Source organism: Pseudomonas fluvialis (assembly GCF_002835605.1).
Taxonomy (GTDB): domain Bacteria; phylum Pseudomonadota; class Gammaproteobacteria; order Pseudomonadales; family Pseudomonadaceae; genus Aquipseudomonas; species Aquipseudomonas fluvialis.
The window spans coordinates 42,029-59,934 of sequence record NZ_PIYS01000014.1; the positions used below are offsets into that span (position 1 = coordinate 42,029).

Annotated in this window: 23 protein-coding genes; 10 read left to right on the top strand and 13 right to left on the bottom strand. The window is 62.5% G+C overall.

Annotation, left to right across the window (positions count from 1 at the left end):
* The first annotated feature begins 66 nt into the window (after positions 1-66).
* The gene (locus CW360_RS07945; RefSeq protein WP_188390268.1) at positions 67-690 is read left to right on the top strand and encodes a TetR/AcrR family transcriptional regulator; all 624 of its coding nucleotides are present in this window, start codon (positions 67-69) and stop codon (positions 688-690) included.
* Positions 691-758: 68 nt separating this feature from the next.
* A complete protein-coding gene (locus CW360_RS07950; protein ID WP_245874687.1) occupies positions 759-1,541 on the top strand; it encodes a PhnD/SsuA/transferrin family substrate-binding protein in 783 nt (260 codons plus the stop codon).
* A gap of 5 nt (positions 1,542-1,546) precedes the next feature.
* Here the strand turns inward: CW360_RS07950 and CW360_RS07955 are convergent, their stop codons facing one another.
* Together CW360_RS07955 and CW360_RS07960 are read right to left on the bottom strand one after the other, a co-directional pair.
* Positions 1,547-1,708 (bottom strand): DUF2897 family protein, encoded by a 162-nt coding sequence (locus CW360_RS07955; protein WP_093986357.1) that lies wholly within the window; start codon positions 1,706-1,708, stop codon positions 1,547-1,549.
* A gap of 75 nt (positions 1,709-1,783) precedes the next feature.
* Positions 1,784-2,551 (bottom strand): substrate-binding periplasmic protein, encoded by a 768-nt coding sequence (locus CW360_RS07960; RefSeq protein ID WP_101193333.1) that lies wholly within the window; start codon positions 2,549-2,551, stop codon positions 1,784-1,786.
* A 124-nt stretch (positions 2,552-2,675) separates the two neighbouring features.
* Here CW360_RS07960 and pyrF point away from each other — a divergent pair, with 124 nt between their 5' ends.
* Positions 2,676-3,371 (top strand): orotidine-5'-phosphate decarboxylase, encoded by a 696-nt coding sequence (pyrF, locus tag CW360_RS07965; RefSeq protein ID WP_093986359.1) that lies wholly within the window; start codon positions 2,676-2,678, stop codon positions 3,369-3,371.
* A 127-nt stretch (positions 3,372-3,498) separates the two neighbouring features.
* The gene (locus CW360_RS07970) at positions 3,499-4,260 is read left to right on the top strand and encodes an SDR family oxidoreductase (protein WP_101193334.1); all 762 of its coding nucleotides are present in this window, start codon (positions 3,499-3,501) and stop codon (positions 4,258-4,260) included.
* Positions 4,261-4,287: 27 nt separating this feature from the next.
* Here CW360_RS07970 and CW360_RS07975 read toward each other — a convergent pair whose 3' ends face one another.
* From CW360_RS07975 to CW360_RS07985, 3 genes are all read right to left on the bottom strand, one after another.
* Positions 4,288-5,484 (bottom strand): benzoate/H(+) symporter BenE family transporter, encoded by a 1,197-nt coding sequence (locus tag CW360_RS07975; protein ID WP_101193335.1) that lies wholly within the window; start codon positions 5,482-5,484, stop codon positions 4,288-4,290.
* On the bottom strand, positions 5,481-6,089 hold the full coding sequence (locus CW360_RS07980; protein WP_101193336.1) for a LysE family translocator: 609 nt from the start codon (positions 6,087-6,089) through the stop codon (positions 5,481-5,483). Before CW360_RS07980 ends, CW360_RS07975 begins: the two co-directional genes overlap by 4 nt.
* An 84-nt stretch (positions 6,090-6,173) precedes the next feature.
* Positions 6,174-6,620: a MarR family winged helix-turn-helix transcriptional regulator gene (locus CW360_RS07985; protein ID WP_101193337.1), complete on the bottom strand. Its 447-nt coding sequence runs from the start codon at positions 6,618-6,620 to the stop codon at positions 6,174-6,176.
* Between the two features lie 82 nt (positions 6,621-6,702).
* Between CW360_RS07985 and CW360_RS07990 the strand changes: the two genes are divergently transcribed.
* Both CW360_RS07990 and CW360_RS07995 read left to right on the top strand, forming a co-directional pair.
* A complete protein-coding gene (locus CW360_RS07990) occupies positions 6,703-7,863 on the top strand; it encodes an aminotransferase-like domain-containing protein (protein WP_093986364.1) in 1,161 nt (386 codons plus the stop codon).
* Between the two features lie 2 nt (positions 7,864-7,865).
* Complete coding sequence (locus CW360_RS07995; protein ID WP_101193338.1) at positions 7,866-8,468, top strand: glutathione S-transferase family protein; 603 nt, start codon at positions 7,866-7,868, stop codon at positions 8,466-8,468.
* Here CW360_RS07995 and CW360_RS08000 read toward each other — a convergent pair.
* The 6 genes from CW360_RS08000 to nhaD form a co-directional block, all read right to left on the bottom strand.
* Entirely contained in the window at positions 8,465-8,830 is a 366-nt protein-coding gene (locus CW360_RS08000) for a glutaredoxin family protein (protein WP_101193339.1), read from the bottom strand. The genes CW360_RS07995 and CW360_RS08000 overlap by 4 nt on opposite strands.
* Positions 8,831-8,842: 12 nt before the next feature.
* Positions 8,843-9,391 carry a GTP cyclohydrolase I FolE gene (folE, locus tag CW360_RS08005; protein WP_093986366.1) on the bottom strand — a complete coding sequence of 183 codons (549 nt, stop codon included), beginning with the start codon at positions 9,389-9,391 and terminating at the stop codon, positions 8,843-8,845.
* Between the two features lie 46 nt (positions 9,392-9,437).
* Complete coding sequence (locus tag CW360_RS08010; RefSeq protein ID WP_101193340.1) at positions 9,438-9,995, bottom strand: Smr/MutS family protein; 558 nt, start codon at positions 9,993-9,995, stop codon at positions 9,438-9,440.
* Positions 9,996-10,041: 46 nt separating this feature from the next.
* Positions 10,042-10,341 carry a hypothetical protein gene (locus CW360_RS08015; RefSeq protein ID WP_101193341.1) on the bottom strand — a complete coding sequence of 100 codons (300 nt, stop codon included), beginning with the start codon at positions 10,339-10,341 and terminating at the stop codon, positions 10,042-10,044.
* Positions 10,342-10,403: 62 nt separating this feature from the next.
* Positions 10,404-11,000 (bottom strand): cysteine hydrolase family protein, encoded by a 597-nt coding sequence (locus tag CW360_RS08020; RefSeq protein ID WP_093986369.1) that lies wholly within the window; start codon positions 10,998-11,000, stop codon positions 10,404-10,406.
* Positions 11,001-11,068: 68 nt separating this feature from the next.
* The gene (gene nhaD / locus CW360_RS08025) at positions 11,069-12,358 is read right to left on the bottom strand and encodes a sodium:proton antiporter NhaD (RefSeq protein WP_093986370.1); all 1,290 of its coding nucleotides are present in this window, start codon (positions 12,356-12,358) and stop codon (positions 11,069-11,071) included.
* A 226-nt stretch (positions 12,359-12,584) separates the two neighbouring features.
* On the opposite strand from nhaD, the gene prmB reads away from it, so the two are divergent.
* The gene (gene prmB / locus CW360_RS08030) at positions 12,585-13,505 is read left to right on the top strand and encodes a 50S ribosomal protein L3 N(5)-glutamine methyltransferase (RefSeq protein WP_101193342.1); all 921 of its coding nucleotides are present in this window, start codon (positions 12,585-12,587) and stop codon (positions 13,503-13,505) included.
* Here prmB and CW360_RS08035 read toward each other — a convergent pair whose 3' ends face one another.
* The gene (locus CW360_RS08035) at positions 13,506-14,321 is read right to left on the bottom strand and encodes a hypothetical protein (RefSeq protein WP_245874688.1); all 816 of its coding nucleotides are present in this window, start codon (positions 14,319-14,321) and stop codon (positions 13,506-13,508) included.
* 140 nt (positions 14,322-14,461) lie between these two features.
* Between CW360_RS08035 and aroC the strand changes: the two genes are divergently transcribed.
* From aroC to CW360_RS08050, 3 genes are read left to right on the top strand one after another with little or no spacing between them, the layout of a single operon-like run.
* Positions 14,462-15,553: a chorismate synthase gene (aroC, locus tag CW360_RS08040; protein WP_093986372.1), complete on the top strand. Its 1,092-nt coding sequence runs from the start codon at positions 14,462-14,464 to the stop codon at positions 15,551-15,553.
* A gap of 56 nt (positions 15,554-15,609) precedes the next feature.
* Complete coding sequence (locus CW360_RS08045; RefSeq protein ID WP_093986373.1) at positions 15,610-16,755, top strand: MFS transporter; 1,146 nt, start codon at positions 15,610-15,612, stop codon at positions 16,753-16,755.
* Positions 16,756-16,768: 13 nt separating this feature from the next.
* On the top strand, positions 16,769-17,326 hold the full coding sequence (locus tag CW360_RS08050) for a cupin domain-containing protein (RefSeq protein WP_157825267.1): 558 nt from the start codon (positions 16,769-16,771) through the stop codon (positions 17,324-17,326).
* Positions 17,327-17,371: 45 nt separating this feature from the next.
* Here CW360_RS08050 and CW360_RS08055 read toward each other — a convergent pair whose 3' ends face one another.
* Positions 17,372-17,641, bottom strand: a complete 270-nt coding sequence (locus CW360_RS08055; RefSeq protein WP_101193343.1) for a YgdI/YgdR family lipoprotein — start codon at positions 17,639-17,641, stop codon at positions 17,372-17,374.
* Between the last annotated feature and the right edge of the window lie 265 nt (positions 17,642-17,906).

The window sequence follows — 17,906 nt, forward strand, 5'->3', positions numbered from 1 at the left end:
CTTGCTTGGTTGGCTGCCTGCGCCTAGAGTGCGCGGCATCAGCAGTATGAGGCCCAAGACATGAGTCTGGATGAGCAGAAAGCCCGTGAGGTCATGCAGCAACTGGTGGCCAGCGGCCAGGTCACCGACCCCGAGAGTGCACGCGGCAAACTGCTGCAAACGGCTGCACACCTGTTTCGCAGCAAGGGTTATGAGCGCACTACGGTGCGTGATCTGGCTGGCGCGGTGGGTATCCAGTCGGGGAGCATCTTTCATCACTTCAAGAGCAAGGATGAGATCCTCCGTTCGGTGATGGAGGAGACCATTCGCTACAACACGGCATTGATGCAGGCCGCGCTGGCCGATGCGCAGGATATTCGCGGGCGCGTACTGGCGCTGATTCGTTGTGAGCTGCAGTCGATCATGGGCGGTACCGGCGAAGCCATGGGCGTGCTGGTGTACGAATGGCGTTCGCTGTCCGACGAGGGGCGTACCTATATTCTCGGTCTGCGTGACACCTACGAGCAGCTCTGGCTGCAGGTGCTGAACGAGGCACGGGATGCCGGGTTCTTCCATAGCGATCCGTTCATCATGCGCCGCTTGCTGACCGGTGCGTTGTCTTGGACAACCACCTGGTTTCGTGCCGATGGCCCGATGAGCCTGGACCAGTTGGCAGAGGAAGCCCTGGCGCTGGTCATCAAGGAACGCTGAACTGGCAAACGGCTGGCACTGCGCTAGCCTGACACTTCAGGCGTCCTCATTGATCAGTTGAGGTTTTGATGTCGTTACCCTGGCGCGGGCTGAAGCCGGTGGGCTTGGCCCTCATGCTGTTGTTCCATTCCCTGCAGGCACTGGCCGAACCACAGGATGTGCGTGTCGGCGCCTACCATTTCCCGCCCTATGTCGAGCATCCGGAGCGTGCCGGTGCTGCCGGCCTGTTGCCGGAGCTGCTGGTCTTGCTAAATCGCCAGCAGGCTGACTTTCGCTTCCACTTGGTGCCGACTTCGGCTACCCGGCGCTATCAGGACATGGCACGCGGGCGTGTCGACCTGATGTTTTTCGAGTCGTTGCGCTGGGGTTGGCAGACGCAGCCGGTGCAAACTGTCGATCTGCTGATCGAGGATGCCGAGGTGTATGTGGCCAAGGCCATGGCCGGGCGTGATCAGCGTTATTTCGATGATTTCACTGGCAAGCGCATGGCCCTGTACAGCGGCTACCACTATGGCTTTGCCGGCTTCAACGCCGACCAGGAACAACTACGTCAAACCTTCCAGGCGGTGTTGACCTACTCGCACGACAGTAACCTGCTGATGGTACAGCGCGGTCGTGTCGATCTTACCGTGGTGGCGCGTTCTTACCTGGCCCTGTACCTGACCCGGCACCCGCAGCTACGTCAGGCCCTCTTGGTATCAGAGCGCGCCGATCAGTATTACCAGCATCAGGCATTGCTGCGGGCGCAAGCACCGATCAGTAGCACACAGCTCAGTCAATTGCTCGAACAGCTGCGGGGCACGGCCGAATATGCTGCCTTGCTGGCGCGCTACGACCTGCAGGCGCGTTAACCACGCTAGGCCTGTTCGTCGCGATCGGCCTGGGCGTTGCGCTGGCGTATGCGCTCAAGTTGCTCGGGTGTGAGGTCGATCTTGCGGGCGCTGTCGCGTAGCAGCAGCAGGTTGCCGATGATCGCGCCGAGGGCCAGGGCGATGATCAGCCAGGCATACCAAGGCATGCTGTTCTCCTTGAGGGCGATTGATGGCCTGTGCAGTGTTGCAGAGATCAGGCCGACTACGCCAGCCGGCTACAGCTACAGGTAATTGAGCAGGATATCGTCATACAGGCTTGGGCCGATCTTGCCGGGTAGGCGGCGTACACGATCGAGGGCTTCCTGTAGCTGGCGTACCTGCTGATCATCGGTCTGTGGATGAAAGGCGTACCACAACTCACCTTCCTGCAGCACGTGGACTACTTCGAAATCCTCCGGGTCCAGGCGCACATTGCGCAGGAACCAGCGTGCCACATGCTCGTCGTAGGCCCACAGGTCGATGCGTCCGGCATGCAGCTGGCGGGCCAGGGCATCGGCGCTGGATGAACGCTGCAGTTGCTGGCGTGGCACGCCGACGCGCAGGCTGGCGACTTCGCCGATATCCTCGGGCACTACGCCGATGCGGTATTGCCTGAGCTGTTGTGGATCATCGATGCGGATCTGCCGGCTTTTCAGGGCGAGCAGTACGACCCGGGTCGCACAGATAGGGCCTGCCCATTTGAAGAGTGTTTCACGCTCGGCGCTGCGTGTGGTGGAAAACAGCACGCTGCCAGGCTCCTGCAGGGCCATGCGGTAGGCGCGAGGCCAGGGCAGCAAGCGGATCTGGCTGCGCGTCACCGGCCGGGCGCTGCCCTGGGTGGCGCTGACCAGCAAATCCACGGCAATGCCGCGCAGCACGTTGCTGTCGCTGTAGTTGTAGGGGGGAAAGGATTCGGTCAGGTAATGCAGCACCGGCGGTTCAGGTTGTGCGGCCAACAGGACGCCGGATAGTGTAAGACCGAGCAGGAACAGGGTTGGGCGGGTAAGCATGGGCGTCCTCCTTGGCCGTTGTCGGGCTGATTAACAGCATAGTTGCCTGGGCGCTGGCCTGCCTTGCGCCGGTCGGCACTCCGGCCTGCTAGAATGCCCAGCGTTTTTTTGCCGAGAGCTGTCCATGTCCTGCCAGTCCCCCCTCATCGTCGCCCTTGATTTCCCCAACCGCGAAAGCGCCATGGCGCTGGCTACCCAGTTAGATCCGCAGCAATGCCGGGTCAAGGTCGGCAAGGAGCTGTTCACCCGCTGCGGCCCGGCTATCGTCGAGGACCTGCAGGGGCGCGGCTTCGAGGTATTCCTTGACCTGAAATTCCACGATATTCCCAATACCACGGCCATGGCGGTACGTGCCGCCGCCGAGCTGGGTGTGTGGATGGTCAATGTGCACTGCAGTGGAGGGCTGCGCATGATGGCGGCCTGCCGCAACGAGCTGGACAAGCTCGCCGGGCCACGCCCTTTGCTGATCGGAGTGACCGTACTGACCAGCATGGAACGCGATGACCTCGTGGGTATCGGCCTGGATGTGCTGCCGCAGGCGCAGGTGTTGCGTCTGGCCAGCCTGGCTGCCGAGGCTGGCCTGGATGGCCTGGTCTGTTCCGCCCAGGAAGCACCGGCCTTGAAGCAGACCCAGCCACAGCTCAAACTGGTCACACCGGGCATTCGCCCCGCCGGCAGCGCCGCGGATGACCAGAAGCGTATTCTCACGCCGGCCCAGGCGTTGCTCGCTGGTGCCGACTACCTGGTGATCGGTCGGCCAATCAGCCAGGCGAGTGATCCGGCCCAGGCGCTGGCAGGGGTGCTGGCCGAGCTGCGCTGAGCCGCTCAGGGCGCGCATGATCAATGCGCCGCATGGTCCGGCCATTACCCGGCTGATGATGCTGCCGATGCCAGGCCCGGCATGACTAGACTGCAGGGGTTTTTTACTCAATGCAGAGGATCATGCAATGGCGATGAAGTTTTCCGGGCAGGTCGCCCTGGTGACGGGGGCAGCAGCAGGAATTGGCCGGGCCACGGCGCTGGCCTTTGCCGGCGAAGGGCTCAAGGTAGTGCTGGCTGACCGCGATGCGCACGGTGGCGAGGAAACTGCCGAGCTGATTCGTGCTGCCGGCGGCGAGGCTTTTTTCCAGGCATGCGACGTGACTTGCGCTGAGCAGGTCAAGGCGCTCATCGAGGCCGGCAAGGCGCGCTACGGTCGCATTGACTATGCCTTCAACAATGCCGGTATCGAGATCGAACAGGGGCGTCTGGGCGAAGGCAACGAAGAAGCCTTCGACGCCATCATGGGCGTCAATGTCAAAGGTGTCTGGCTGTGCATGCGCGAGGAACTGAACCTGATGCTTGGCCAAGGCGGCGGGGTCATCGTCAATACTGCGTCGGTGGCCGGGGTCAATGCGGCACCGAAGATGAGTATCTACAGCGCTTCCAAGCATGCGGTGATTGGCCTCAGCAAGTCGGCGGCCATCGAATACGCCAAGAAGAACATCCGCGTCAATGCGGTATGCCCGGCGGTGATCGATACCGAAATGTTCCGCCGTGCCTATCAGGCTGATCCGAAGAAAGGCGAATTTGCTGCCGCCATGCACCCGGTGGGGCGCATTGGTAGCGTCGAAGAAGTGGCCATGGCGGTGCTTTACCTGTGCTGTGACCAGGCGGCCTTTACCACCGGGCATGCCTTGGTGGTCGATGGCGGAGCGACGGTCATCTGAGTCCTTCGGGGCTTGCCAGGCGCCTGTTCAGGCGCCTTTTTTCTGCGCGTTGCCGGGTAGCAGGAGTAGGCACAGCAGCCCGGCGGCCAGGCCCCAGAATGCCGAGCCGATCCCCAGCAGGGTCATGCCCGAGGCGCTGACCAGAAAGGTCAACAGTGCCGCTTCGCGTTCGCTCGGCTCGCTCATCGCCTGGGTCAGGCCGCCGCTGATCGAACTGAACAGCGCCAAAGCGGCAATGGACAGGATCAGTGCACTCGGCAGGGCGCTGAACAGTGCCGCCAGCGTCGCTCCGAAAACCCCGGCAATGGCGTAGCACAGCCCGCAACAGACGGCAGCCGTATAGCGTCGGTGGGGGTCTTCGTGGGCTTCCGGACCGGCGCAGAGTGCAGCACTGATGGCCGCCAGATGGATGCCATGGCTGCCGAAGGGCGCCAGCAGAAGCGAAGCCAGACCGCTGCTGGTCAGCAAGGGGGAAGCCGGTACGTCGTAGCCGTTGGCGCGCAATACGGCCATACCGGGCAGGTTTTGCGAGGTCATGGCGACGACGAACAGCGGAATACCGATGCTGATCGTCGCCGCCAGCGAGAAGCTGGGGGTGGTCCAGTGCGGGGTCGCCAGCTGTAGCTGGAACCTATCGAAGTTCAGCAAGCCGAAACAGCCGGCCAGCAGGCTGCCGGTCAGCAGGGCAACGAGTACGGCGTAGCGTGGCCACAGGCGTTTGCCGAGCAGGTAGGCGAGCAGCATGGCGATGACTAGGACGGGCTGCTGTTCGGCGGCTACGCAGATTTCCAGGCCGATCTTGAACAGCACCCCAGCCAGCAGGGCGGCGGCTAGCGAGCCGGGGATACGCCGCATGAGACGATCAAAGCTGCCGCTCAGGCCGATCAGCACGATCAGTGCGGAGGCCAGTATGTAGGCACCGATGGCTTCCCCGTAGGGCACTTGCGGCAGGCTGCTGACCAGCAGTGCGGCGCCTGGCGTCGACCAGGCGATCATTACCGGTGCCCGGTAGCGCAAGGACAGGCCGATGCAGCACACGGCCATGCCGATCGACAGGGCGGCGATCCATGAGGAAATTTGCCCGTTGCTCAAGCCGGCTGCCTGGCCCGCCTGAAACATCAGGACCAGCGAGCTGGTGTAGCCGGTGAGCATGGCTATGAAGCCGGCGATCAGGGTGCTGGGGGCTGAGTCGCGCCACAGGCGCTGCAAAAACGGCATGCTCATAGGCTACGCTCGGCGAGGATGGGGTAGAGCGACAGTACCAGCAGCATGGCCATGCCATGGTTGAACAGACGCCGTTTGCGCGAGTCCTGCAACAGCTTGCGTAGCAGGCTGCCGGCCACGGTCCAGAGACCTACGCTGGGCCCGTTGACCAGGGCGAACAGCGGGGCCAGCAGCAACAGATTGCCGAGGAAATCCTCTTGGGGGATGTAGGTGCCTATGGCGGTGATCGCCATGATCCAGGCCTTGGGGTTGATCCACTGGAAGGCCGCGGCCTGGACGAAGGTAAAGGGCTTTCCGGGGGCTGCGCCGCTGTCGCTCGGCGCGACGCTGCGGGCGATCTTCCAGGCCAGGTACAACAGGTAGGTCGCGCCGCCCCAGGCCAGCAGCGCGTGCAGCAACGGCCAGCGCTGGAACAGCTGGCCCAGACCCAGGCCGACAGCCAGCACCAGTAGCATGAAACCCAGGCTGACCCCGAGCATGTGTGGCACGCTGCGGCGCAGGCCGAAATTCACGCCGCTGGCCAGCAGCATCATATTGTTAGGCCCCGGGGTGACCGAGGTGACAAAGGCAAACAGGACAAAGGCCAACAGCAGTTCTGGGGTCATGACAGGCTCCGCGACAGCAGGCAAGCCTAGGCGTTGAGCGTGCCGGACGTCACGGTACAGTCAGCGGGTCAGTGAGCCGTACAGTCACGAGCCGACGTTGCGACCGTGGGCCAGGGCCAGATTGACCTTCAGCCAGCCCTGCACGGCGTCTTCGCCCACCTCGGCGAAGACGCGTTGCAGCAGGCGTGCCTGCTCACGGCGCAGGGCCTGTTCCAGGCGTGCACCTTCGGCGGTAAAACCGAGCAGGCGCTTGCGTTTGTCATCGGAGGCCGCCTCGCTCTGCACCAGATGCATTTCCATCAGCTGGCGCAGGGGCGTATTGAGTGCCTGCTTGCTCACCCCCAGGTAGCCAAGTAGTTCCTTCATGCTCAGTCCCGGGTACTTGGCGATGAAGAACAGGATGCGGTGATGCACGCGCGACAGCCCTCGGCGCGCGAGCATTTCGTCCGGCTTGGCGGTGAAGGCCTGGTAGCCGAAGAAGAAGGCTTCCATGGCGGCCTGTTGCACCTGTGGATTTTTTAGGTCAGGCATATTGACGTATCCCTGGGTGGCGGCGTAGTTTCGGTCAATCAGTTTGACTCATCTTTCTTGTCTTTTGCACCCAGGTATTTCCATGGCCTTCTCCGAACGCATCGCCCGCCTGAAAAGCTCCCTGATCCGTGAAATCCTCGCTGCCGCGCAGCGCCCGGAAGTCATGTCCTTTGCCGGCGGCTTGCCCGCCGAGCCGATGCTGCCGAAGGTGGAGTGGGACGAGATGCCGGCGGCGCTGAGCCAGTACGGCATGAGCGAAGGCGAGCCGGCACTGCGTGAGGCGATTGCCGCCGAGGCGCGCCGCCTTGGTGTGCCCTGCGATGCCAGTCAGGTGCTGGTGACTTGCGGTTCGCAGCAAGCGCTCGATCTGGCCAGCAAGCTGTTCATCGATCCGGGTACCGAGATTCTGCTCGAGGCGCCGACCTACCTGGCCGCACTGCAGTCCTTCCAGCTGTTCGGTGCCGATTGCCTGACCGTGCCACAAGAGGCTGATGGCCCTGATCTGGCCGTGCTGCGCGAGCGGCTGCAGCAGCACAAACCGGCTTTCGCCTACCTGATCCCGACTTTCCAGAATCCGTCTGCGGTGCGTTACAGCGAGGCCAAGCGGGATGCCGTGGCGGCGCTGCTGGATGAATTCCAGGTCACCCTGATCGAGGATGAACCCTATCGCGAGCTGGTATTCGACCAGGCGGACGCTACGCCGATTGTCAGCCGCCTCAAACGGGCCAGCTGGATCTATACCGGCACGCTGTCCAAGACCCTGCTGCCGGGCTTGCGCGTCGGTTTCCTGATCGCCACGCCGGATCTGTTCCCTTATCTGCTGCGCTTGAAGCAGGCGGCCGACCTGCACACCAACCGTATTGGCCAGTGGCAGGCGTTGCAGTGGCTGGGCACGGACAAGTACCGCGCGCACCTGGCCGAGTTGCGCGACTTCTATCGCCTGCGTCGTGATGCCATGCAGGTTGCGCTGGAGGAGCACTTCAGCGACCTGGCGACCTGGCAGGTGCCGCAGGGCGGGCTGTTCTTCTGGCTGACCCTCAAGCACAAGCAGGACACTCGCCAGCTGCTGGCGGCGGCCATGGCCGAACAGGTGGCGTTCATGCCGGGTGAGCCGTTCTTCGTTGATCCCGAGGCCAATCCGGGTTATCTGCGGCTGAACTTCAGCCACGTTCCGCCGGAAAAGCTGTCTGAGGGCCTGCGCCGCCTGGCGGCGGTGATCCGTCGGGCGCAGGGAGTGTGCTAGCCATGCTCAAGGTCTATGGCGATGAGCGTTCCGGTAACTGCTACAAGGTCAAACTGCTGCTGAACCTGTTGCAGCAGGATTACCAGTGGCAGGCTGTCGATGTGCTCAAGGGCGAAACGCGCAGCGCCGAGTTCCTGGCCAAGAACCCCAACGGCAAGATTCCTCTGCTGGAGCTGGAGGATGGCAGCTTTCTCTGGGAGTCCAATGCCATCCTCAACTACCTGGCCGACGGCACGGCCTGGATTCCGCACGAGCCGCGTTTGCGTACACAAATGCTGCAATGGCAGTTCTTCGAGCAATACAGCCACGAACCCTATGTCGCTACCGCGCGCTTCATTCGCCTGTTCCAGGGCTTGCCGGATGAGCGTCGCGATGAATACGCGCAGTGCCTGTTGGGCGGCGACAAGGCCTTCCGGGTGATGGAGCAGCAGTTGCAGCGCACGCCGTTTCTGGTCGGGGAGCAGTACACCCTGGCGGATATTGCGTTATATGCCTACAGCCATGTGGCCGAGCAGGCGGGTTTTACGCTGCACGCTTATCCGGCCGTACGCGCCTGGCTGGCACGGGTTGCCAGCCAGCCCGGGCACCTGGCCATGGCCTGTTAGGCGAAGCGTTGCTCCAGATAGGCGATGATCGCCTTGGACTCGTAAAGCCACTGGCTCTGGCCGTTTTCTTCGATGCGCAGGCAGGGCACCTGGATCTTGCCACCCTGTTCGGCCAGTGCCTGGCGATGCTCGGCGTTGTTTTTGGCATCACGCAGAGCAACCGGCACATTCAGGCGATGCAGGGCGCGGCGTGTCTTCACGCAAAACGGGCAGGCGTGAAACTGGTAGAGGGTCAAGTGCTGGGCGGCCTGTTCGACTTCGGCCTGGGCCTGTGGTGTGCGCTGTTGCTTGCGTGGGCGGGTCAGCAGGTCGAGCAGTACGATAAGTTGGCCAAGGGCCAGGCGTAATGTCTTGATAAGCATGATCACTCCTGGTTAGCGACGAATCAGGCTGAGAAATTCACTGCGTGTAGCTGGGTTGTCGCGGAATTCACCGAGCATGACCGAGCTGACCATGCTGGAGTTCTGCTTTTCCACACCGCGCATCATCATGCACATGTGCTGGGCTTCGATAACCACGGCTACGCCGAGTGCGCCGGTCACCTGCTGGATGGCATCGGCAATCTGCCGGGTAAGGTTTTCCTGGATCTGCAGGCGCCGCGCATACATGTCGACGATGCGCGCTACTTTGGATAAGCCCAGCACCTGGCCATTGGGAATGTAGGCAACCTGGGCCTTGCCGATGAAGGGCAGCAGGTGATGCTCGCACAAGGAGTACAGCTCGATGTCGCGCACCAGCACCATCTCGCTGTTGTCCGAGCTGAACAGCGCGCCGTTGGTGACCTCCTCAAGGCTTTGCTGGTAGCCGCGGCACAGGTACTGCATGGCCTTGGCGGCACGCTTGGGGGTATCGCGCAGGCCCTCACGAGCCGGGTCTTCACCCAGTTGTTCAAGGATGGCGTGGTAATGCTGTTGCAGGGGCATGGCAGGGGTCTCTGGCAATACGGGGCGGGTGCGGCAGGCGGACGACTTATTCGTCGCGCCCTTCGAGCATGCTGCGCTTGAGCAACACATAGAGTGCGCCGGTGCCGCCATGACGCGGCAGGCAGGAGGTGAAACCGAGTACTTGCGGATGCTGGCGCAACCAGGTGTTGACGTGGCTCTTCAGCAAGGGCTTGCGGCCATCGAGGCGCGCGGCCTTGCCGTGGGTGATGCGCACGCAGCGCACTTCCAGGCGGGTGGCTTCGGCGAGGAATTCCCAGAGGTTTTCCCGGGCTTTTTCCACGCTCATGCCATGCAGGTCGAGACTGCCCTCGAAAGCCACCTGGCCAGCCTTGAGCTTGCGCAGCTGGCTATCCTGGAGGCCGTCACGCCCCCAGTACAGTGCATCTTCGGCGCCGACATCAATGACGAACAGATCGGACAGACCGTCCACCTGCAGACTACTTGTGGTCTGTAGCGCCTGTTGACGGCGTCGCTCGATCAATTGTCGATCGGCTCGGGGTTTGCCCGTGTCGGCCTGGTCGACCTGTAGCCGGCGTATGCCATGCATCTGGCGAGTGAACAGGAAAAAATCGTCGTCTTGCATCGGGCTCTCCACAAGGGGGCGGCATTCTACCCGGGTTGCCGCCCGCTCAGCGACCCTTCTTCAGCAGGCGTGGATCAAGCACCAGGCTGTTGTGTTGCAGGCGGCGACCCTGACGGCGACGTACCAGCCAGGCACTTGCCAGCAGCAGGCCGGCACCTGCCAGGTAGGCAATGGCCTGTTCCATGTCTGCCGCGGGCGTTGTGCGATAAGGCCAGACGCTGAATCCGGCCAGCCCAGTCAACAGCAGTCCGCCGAGCAACAGGGCGTGGGTGAGGAGGCGCAGTGGCCAGCAGCGCACCGTGTGTTGGCGCAGGCAGCGGGGGTTGAAACCGTTGTTCGACTTCATCGGCGATCCTCGCAGGGTTGGCCGTGAGACCGTATCGGAGGCGAGCGGTTCCTGGAGGATACTCAGTTGAGCGCCTGCAGGTTGTCGACCACGCAGGCAAAGTTGTCAGCCAGGGCGATCAGTTCGGCACGTTGTACCTGCTCGGCTGGCATGCTGCCACCGGTGCGGTCGGGCAGGTCGCGGGTGGCGCAGGCAGACTCGACCAGGGTGACGCGATAACCGTAGTCCTTGGCCGCTCTGACCGTGGTGCTGACACTGGAGTGAGTCATGAAACCAACCACGATCAGGTCAAGATTGCCAATGCTTTGCAGCTGCTCATGCAGTTGCGGATTGGAGAAGGCATTGGGCAGGCGCTTCTCGATCAGCACTTCGCCAGGCTGCGGGATGCACTCGGGGAGATGTGCGCCGCGCGGGCCACTGGGGTCGAGGATGCCACCGGGCACGCCCAGATGACGAACATGCACGATGGGACGTTGCTGTTCGCGGGCCTGCTGCAACAGGCGGCTGATTTCCGCCACGGCACTTTCCAGCGCGGGCAGGCGTAAGGCACCGCTGCGGTATTCTTCCTGCGTATCGATCACCACCAGGGTGGCATTCTTCAGGCTGGCCGGCGCATAGCTGCGCCCGGTCAGCTGTAGCAGGGTCTTGACGCTGGACATTGGCGGCTCCTTGTTGACGGCAGGGCGCTATTGTCAGTCCTCTGCCGTCCGTTGTGAACCGTCGCGACTCAATACAGGGCGAATACCTGATATTGCACGTACCAGGCGCCGAGCGAGCCAAAGAAGTTGACCAGAATGGCCGGCAGGAAGCGCAGGTGGACGCCGAAGCTGTAGCTGCGATCCAGGGTCATGGCCATGATCCCGGCTGCCGAGCCGACGACGGTCAGCGAGCCGCCGATACCGACCATCAGGGTGTTGAGAGCCCACTGGTCAGCGCCCAGGTTGGGTTTGGACATCAGCGCGGCGGCCTCTACCGGCACGTTGTCCATGATCCCGGAGATAACCCCGAGCAGCAGGTTGACCGTGGTCGGGTCGAACATCTCGAACAGTCGGGAGATGTAGCTGAGCCAGCCGACATGGTTGAGGCAGGCCACCGAGGTGATGATGCCGATGAAGAACAGCAGGGCGTTCCACTCGACCTTTTGTAGCTGATCCTGCCAGGGCAGTTCGATGCCGCGGCGCATCAGGGTCCAGGTGTAGAGGGCGACGAAGCCCAGGCCGATGCCAATGGCGAATTCGATACTGACATGCAGCACGACGTTGCACAGTACGGCACCCACCACGGCGAGCAGTCCGACCAGGGCAATACCGGCACCGCCAGGTTTGAGGGCACTGTCGACCGTGTCGCTGACGTCCAGCAGATCTTCACCCTTGAGTGGGCGCAGGTAGAAGAGGTGCATGACCAGGGCGAATAGCAGCCAGCCGATCAGCGCCGAGGGTAGCAACAGCAACAGGCCCAGCAGGCTGATCTTGCCTGCCAGCAGGACCATCAGGCTGGTTGAAGTGCCGAGAAACCAGACGCCGCTGTTGGACGCTACGACGATATTGCACAGGGCGATATGCCGGTAGCGGGTGTGGCTGGACATGTGGGTGATCGACTTGCCGAAGATCATTGCCGTGGTGAAGTTGTTGATGAAGGGCGCAAGCATCGCCGACAGTGCGCCGGTCGCCCAGAACATGCCGCGTGCACCGAGGCCACGCGCTTTCAGCCAGCCATTCAGGGCATTGAACACATTACGTTCATTGAGCAGTTCGACGATCATCCACATGAAGGCCATGAAGGCGATCAGCCCGAACAGCTCCTCTTTGGTTTCGTTCTGCGCCTCGAGGAAACGCGGGAAGCCGCTGGGGTCGTAGAAGGCATAGTGCACGCCAATGACCACCAGCCCGGACATCATGAACATCGCTGGCTTGAACTTGTCCATTTCCAGCTGGGCTTCGAAGATGATCAGCGTCATGCCAATCAGGAATATCGCCAGGACCAGCAAGCCGGTCAGCGAGAAGGGTTCAATAACCATGGTAGGCGTCTCGTAGGATGGGAAAGTGGCGTTCTGCCCGCAGCGGCGACTGCCTTCCTTGGAGAGCTTTGCCCCTGTTAGAGCGCCTGCCGGGCGGTCGAAAAAATTTGTTGCAAACTAGCTGGAAGCCCCGTCTGGGGCAAGATGTCGCAGCCTGGCTGGCAAAATATTTTTTTCAGCTTGACCGGCAGGCTAAACTGCCGGCCCCTTTCAAGGAGCGCATTTCGTGGCCACTACTTCCTCCCTGCGTACCCTGCGCGACCATATCCGCTGGGCGGTCAGCCGCTTTCACCAGCATGAACTGTTCTTTGGTCACGGCACTGACAATGCCTGGGATGAGGCGCGGCAACTGGTTCTGGGCGCCTTGCAGTTGCCCTGGAACATGGCCGATGCCTACCTGGACTGTGCCCTGGAGGACGACGAGCGCGAGCATTTGCAGTATCTCTTGCGTCGACGTATCGAAGAGCGTGTGCCGACGGCCTACCTACTCGGTGAAGCGTGGTTCTGCGAGCTGCCGTTCGTGGTCGACGAGCGTGTGTTGATCCCGCGCTCGCCCATGGGTGAGCTGATCCAGCAGGGCTTCGAGCCCTGGCTGGCCGAGCCACCGCAGCGTGTGCTGGATCTGTGTTGTGGCTCGGGTTGTATCGGTATTGCAGCGGCCTATGCCTTCCCCGAAGCGGAGGTCGTGCTGGGCGACCTGTCTTTCGAGGCGCTGGAAGTGGCTAACCTGAACATCGAGCGACATGGCCTGGAGCAGCGGGTGTACACCGTACAGGGCGATGGGTTTGCCGGGCTGCCCGGGCAGCGTTTCGATCTGATCCTGTGCAATCCGCCTTATGTGGATGCCGAGGATATTGCCGATATGCCGGCCGAGTACCGACATGAGCCCATGCTGGGCCTGGCCTGTGGCGAGGATGGCCTGGATCTGGTGCGTCAGTTGCTGGCCGAAGCGGCTGATCATCTCAATGAACGCGGTCTGCTGTATGTCGAAGTCGGCAACAGCCAGGTGCATGTCGAGGCGCTGTACCCGGAAGTGGATTTCGCCTGGCAGTCGTTCAGCCAGGGTGGGCACGGGGTGTTCATGCTGAGCGCCGAGCAGTGTCGCCAGCACCAGGCCTTGTTTCGCAGCCGCGCGCAGAAGGAGTGATCAGGCTAGGGCCATCCAGATCAGCAGGCCAGTCTGAAACAGGCAGAATACCAGCAGGCTGGTGATGGTGAAGCGCAGACCATGCTCGTCGCGCTTGTGGGCGCGCAGTTGCTCGTCCAGTTGGCGCAGGCGGGCATCCTGCTCGCGCAGGTTCTGGTCAGCCTGCTGGAGCATGTTGGCGGCATCCAGCAGGCTGACCAGCTGGACTTTGTCGCGGTTCCACTCACCCTTGAGCTCGCTGATTCGACAGGGCTTCAGCTGCAGCTGGGTAAACAGTGGATCAAGGTACTCGTAGGCAATGCCCAGGCTGTCCAGCATTTGCTCGCGGCGTTGCCGCAGCTCCTCGTCGAGCGGGTTCTTCGGTTGTAGCAGTTGCCCTTCCAGCAGGTAATGCGCCCAACGCTGGCGTAGCCAGAGAATCGCCTGGGCCAGGATGAAACGGCCCAGGCCGCGGTTTTCCGGGTTGAGGCTCAGGCCGCCGGCAGGCCCCAGGCGAACCCGTTTATGGCCATGATCGACCCATATTTCCAGCAGGTTGTCTTCCTTGTGCAGCAGTTGGCCAGGCAGGGCCAGGCTCAGGCGTAGCAGGCTCAGGCGTGGGTGGTGGCGTTCGACCCGGCCCAGCTCGACAAAGCGCAGGGGGCGCGCACCACTCTTGCGTTCGATCGGCAAGGGGGCCAGGCGCAATAGCTGAAAACGCTCGGCCGGCAGGTCGGTCCAGGGATGCGCCTGGTCTTCCCGTGGGAAAGCACTCGGCAGTTCCTCAGGCTCGCTGGCGAGGGGAGTCTCCGGGCTATGTGGGGCGGTTTCGCTCATGCGCAGGGCCTGTGGTGGTTTTCTGCAGTCTGCCGCAAGCATTGCGCCAGGCCAACAAGCTATCGGCCGCTATGCGCTGCGCTTGAAGCCGCTGTTATACTGCGCGGCCTTTGATCCTGCTGAATTTGCGGAGCTGCTGCATGTCCGGTAACACCTTTGGCAAGCTGTTCACTGTCACCACGGCCGGCGAGAGCCACGGTCCGGCCCTGGTGGCCATCGTCGACGGTTGCCCGCCGGGCATCGAGCTGAGCCTGGCTGATCTGCAGCACGACCTTGATCGTCGCAAGCCGGGCACCAGCCGCCACACTACCCAGCGCCAGGAAGACGACGTCGTCGAAATCCTCTCCGGGGTGTTCGAGGGCAAGACCACCGGCTGTTCCATCGGCCTGCTGATCCGCAATACCGACCAGAAGTCCAAGGATTACTCGGCGATCAAGGATCTGTTCCGCCCGGCCCACGCCGACTATACCTACCACCACAAGTACGGCATCCGCGACTACCGCGGCGGCGGGCGTAGCTCGGCGCGCGAAACTGCCATGCGCGTGGCCGCCGGTGCCATCGCCAAGAAGGTGCTGGCTGCGCAGGGCATCATCATTCGTGGCTATATGAGTCAGCTCGGTCCGATCGAGATCCCGTTCAAAACCTGGGACAGCGTCGAGCAGAATGCCTTCTTCAGTCCCGACCCGGACAAGGTGCCCGAACTGGAGGCCTACATGGACCAGCTGCGCCGCGACCAGGATTCGGTGGGCGCAAAGATCACCGTGGTCGCCGAAGGCGTGATGCCCGGACTGGGTGAGCCGATTTTCGATCGCCTGGACGCCGACCTTGCCCATGCGCTGATGAGTATCAACGCGGTCAAGGGTGTGGAAATCGGTGCCGGCTTTGCCTGCGTGGCCCAGCGCGGCACCGAGCACCGCGATGAGCTGACTCCCGAGGGCTTCCTCAGCAACAATGCCGGCGGCATCCTCGGTGGAATCTCCAGCGGCCAGCCAATCGTCGCGCACCTGGCGCTCAAGCCGACCTCCAGCATTACCACGCCGGGGCGTTCCATCGATGTCGACGGCAACCCGGTGGACGTTATCACCAAGGGCCGCCACGACCCCTGCGTCGGCATCCGCGCCACACCGATCGCTGAGGCGATGATGGCCATCGTGCTGCTCGACCACCTGTTGCGCCAGCGTGGTCAGAATGCCGAGGTGCGTGTACAGACGCCGGTGTTGGGACAGTGCTGAATGTCCCTCTGCCTTGTGTGGCTTAGCCCGGCGCTACTCGCCACAAGGTGATGTCAATGCGCGCCGCCTTGCCCTATTGGCGCCTGTCCGGCTTCTATTTCTTTTACTTTGCCTTGTTGGGGGCTACGGCGCCTTATTGGGCGCTGTACCTCGCCGAGCTGGGCTTTTCCGCGGCGCGCATCGGTGAGTTGCTGGCTATTCCCATGCTTATGCGCTGTCTGGCACCCAACCTGTGGGGGTGGCTGGCTGATCGCAGTGGTCAGCGGCTGCTTATCGTGCGCCTGGGGGCGTTGGCCACGCTGCTCAGTCTGGCGTTGATCTTCGTCAGTCAGCAGTTCTTCTGGCTGGCGCTGGTCATGGCCCTGCATGCGTTCTTCTGGCATGCGGTGCTTCCACAGTTCGAAGCACTGACCCTGGCGCACCTGCAGGAGCGTCCGGAGTTGTACAGCCGCCTGCGTCTGTGGGGGTCGGTGGGCTTCATCGTCAGCGTGGTGGGCCTGGGATATCTGTTGCAGTGGTTGCCGTTGCGCCATTATCCCTGGCTCTTGCTGCTCATCATGGCGGGTATTTTGCTGGCCAGTCTGTGGGTGCCCGATGTGCGCCAGACGGTGGCGGCGGCGCGTGCCGCGAGCGGTTTTCTGCAGCAGTTGCGTGCCCCGGGCGTGCTGTTGTTCTACCTGGCGGTGGCGCTGATGCAGTTGTCCCATGGCCCTTACTACACCTTTATCAGCCTGTATCTGGAAGGTTTGGGCTACAGCCGCGGGTTGATTGGTCAGCTGTGGGCGCTGGGGGTGGTGGCGGAAATCCTTCTGTTCCTCGCCATGCTGCCGATCCTTGCGCGCGTGACGCTGCGCCAGTTGTTGCTGCTTAGCCTGTTGCTGGCCGCCTTGCGCTGGCAGGTGCTGGCCTGGTGGGCAGATCAGTTGGCGCTGCTGCTGTTCAGTCAGCTGTTGCATGCTGCCACCTTTGGCTGTTTCCACGCCGCTGCCATTCATTTCATCCAGCGCCACTTTGCCGCTGGCCAGCAAGGGCAGGGGCAGGCACTCTATGCCACCCTGTCGGGTATTGGTGGTGCGTTGGGAGCCCTGTACGCGGGCTATGCCTGGACTGTCCTGGGGGCGAGCTGGACCTTCGCGCTGGCCAGTCTGGCTGCATTGCTGGCTTTTCTGTTACTGGCCTGGCGCCTGCCTGTTGATCGCTGACCTGGAGTTGCCCATGAGTCGCTTGAGTGTGTTTGCCCTGGCCCAGCCTGCCCAGCCCTGGAAGACCCTGACGCATGCCGAGGATATTGCCACGACCCTGGCTGAGGCGGGCGTGACACTCCTGCACCTGCCTGATACGGCAGCCTGGCGACGTGCTCGTCAGGCTAACGATGATTGGTTGGAAGCCGTGCGCCAGCTCGAGGGTGTGCAAGCGCTTCTGGCCACTCTACCAGCCTTGCAGTTGTTGAGCTGTGGCCCGCGCCAGCCCTTATCGGAAGGCTGCCGGGAGCGCCTGGGCATGCCGCAGCGCTTTGTCGGGGCAGAGGCGCGCCTGGTGCTGGAGGGCAGTTGTCTACTGTCGCTGGTTTGTCAGGAGCAGGTCTGGCAGCTCTGGCTGGATGCGGGGGAGGGGCTAAGCCTGCCCGCCGGCACGCTGCACTGGATGCAGGTGGATTGCCAGCATGACACGCATGTACTGCGCCTGAGTGCGCTCGCCGGTGACTGGCAGGGGCAGGAGGAGTTGGCGTTGTGCGAAGTCGCTCGTCTGATGGCGGACGAGGCGCTCCTCTGAACGCCGCTCCTGGCGGGACTGCATGACCCGCCGGGGCTATCTGGACTAGCGTTCGATCACCGTCTTGATGGTGTCTTGAGGCACCTGCTGAATCCGCCCTTCGCTATCGGTGAACTCCAGCAATCCGTTGTTCTTGTCGAGTTCCGGCTTGCCGTAGCTGGTCAGCACATCACCGTTGTTAGTGATCAACAGGTACTCGCTGGCACAGCCGGTCAGCAGCAGGGCAGCCAGGCCAAGGGTGAGCAGTTTTTCATGGGCAAACTCCTTTTGTGATGGAAACGGTACGCCGGTACGGTGCGATACCAGAGCACTCATCTGACAATAATCCGCTTCGTTGTGGCTTGCCAGCGGATTGCATGTGCTGGGCTGCTGTAGCAGGCGCGATAAGCTGATTGCCAGGTCAAGTTATAGATATGCGACATTGCTGAATGTCTTGCCGACGCTCCGCCGGCTGTGCATCGCGGTACCTGCCGGCTTCCTTTAAGGTGCGCCACTTTGTCAAGCCGCTGCCTCCCACAAGGAGGCTGATGGTCTGTTGTGCAGCCAGCCAACCGCTGGCACGCACAGCGTGCGGCCAACC

Coding starts and splice junctions, on each gene's coding strand:
- aroC (WP_093986372.1), top strand. CDS start 14,462: ATGTCCGGTAACACCTTTGGCAAGCTGTTCACTGTCACCACGGCCGGC.
- CW360_RS07990 (WP_093986364.1), top strand. CDS start 6,703: ATGGCCTTCTCCGAACGCATCGCCCGCCTGAAAAGCTCCCTGATCCGT.
- CW360_RS08020 (WP_093986369.1), bottom strand. CDS start 11,000: ATGTCCAGCGTCAAGACCCTGCTACAGCTGACCGGGCGCAGCTATGCG.
- CW360_RS07975 (WP_101193335.1), bottom strand. CDS start 5,484: ATGAGCATGCCGTTTTTGCAGCGCCTGTGGCGCGACTCAGCCCCCAGC.
- CW360_RS07950 (WP_245874687.1), top strand. CDS start 759: ATGTCGTTACCCTGGCGCGGGCTGAAGCCGGTGGGCTTGGCCCTCATG.
- CW360_RS07970 (WP_101193334.1), top strand. CDS start 3,499: ATGGCGATGAAGTTTTCCGGGCAGGTCGCCCTGGTGACGGGGGCAGCA.
- CW360_RS08015 (WP_101193341.1), bottom strand. CDS start 10,341: ATGAAGTCGAACAACGGTTTCAACCCCCGCTGCCTGCGCCAACACACG.
- CW360_RS07955 (WP_093986357.1), bottom strand. CDS start 1,708: ATGCCTTGGTATGCCTGGCTGATCATCGCCCTGGCCCTCGGCGCGATC.
- CW360_RS08000 (WP_101193339.1), bottom strand. CDS start 8,830: ATGCTTATCAAGACATTACGCCTGGCCCTTGGCCAACTTATCGTACTG.
- CW360_RS07995 (WP_101193338.1), top strand. CDS start 7,866: ATGCTCAAGGTCTATGGCGATGAGCGTTCCGGTAACTGCTACAAGGTC.
- CW360_RS08050 (WP_157825267.1), top strand. CDS start 16,769: ATGAGTCGCTTGAGTGTGTTTGCCCTGGCCCAGCCTGCCCAGCCCTGG.
- CW360_RS08045 (WP_093986373.1), top strand. CDS start 15,610: ATGCGCGCCGCCTTGCCCTATTGGCGCCTGTCCGGCTTCTATTTCTTT.
- CW360_RS07960 (WP_101193333.1), bottom strand. CDS start 2,551: ATGCTTACCCGCCCAACCCTGTTCCTGCTCGGTCTTACACTATCCGGC.
- CW360_RS08055 (WP_101193343.1), bottom strand. CDS start 17,641: ATGAGTGCTCTGGTATCGCACCGTACCGGCGTACCGTTTCCATCACAA.
- nhaD (WP_093986370.1), bottom strand. CDS start 12,358: ATGGTTATTGAACCCTTCTCGCTGACCGGCTTGCTGGTCCTGGCGATA.
- CW360_RS08010 (WP_101193340.1), bottom strand. CDS start 9,995: ATGCAAGACGACGATTTTTTCCTGTTCACTCGCCAGATGCATGGCATA.
- folE (WP_093986366.1), bottom strand. CDS start 9,391: ATGCCCCTGCAACAGCATTACCACGCCATCCTTGAACAACTGGGTGAA.
- CW360_RS07985 (WP_101193337.1), bottom strand. CDS start 6,620: ATGCCTGACCTAAAAAATCCACAGGTGCAACAGGCCGCCATGGAAGCC.
- CW360_RS07980 (WP_101193336.1), bottom strand. CDS start 6,089: ATGACCCCAGAACTGCTGTTGGCCTTTGTCCTGTTTGCCTTTGTCACC.
- pyrF (WP_093986359.1), top strand. CDS start 2,676: ATGTCCTGCCAGTCCCCCCTCATCGTCGCCCTTGATTTCCCCAACCGC.
- CW360_RS08035 (WP_245874688.1), bottom strand. CDS start 14,321: ATGAGCGAAACCGCCCCACATAGCCCGGAGACTCCCCTCGCCAGCGAG.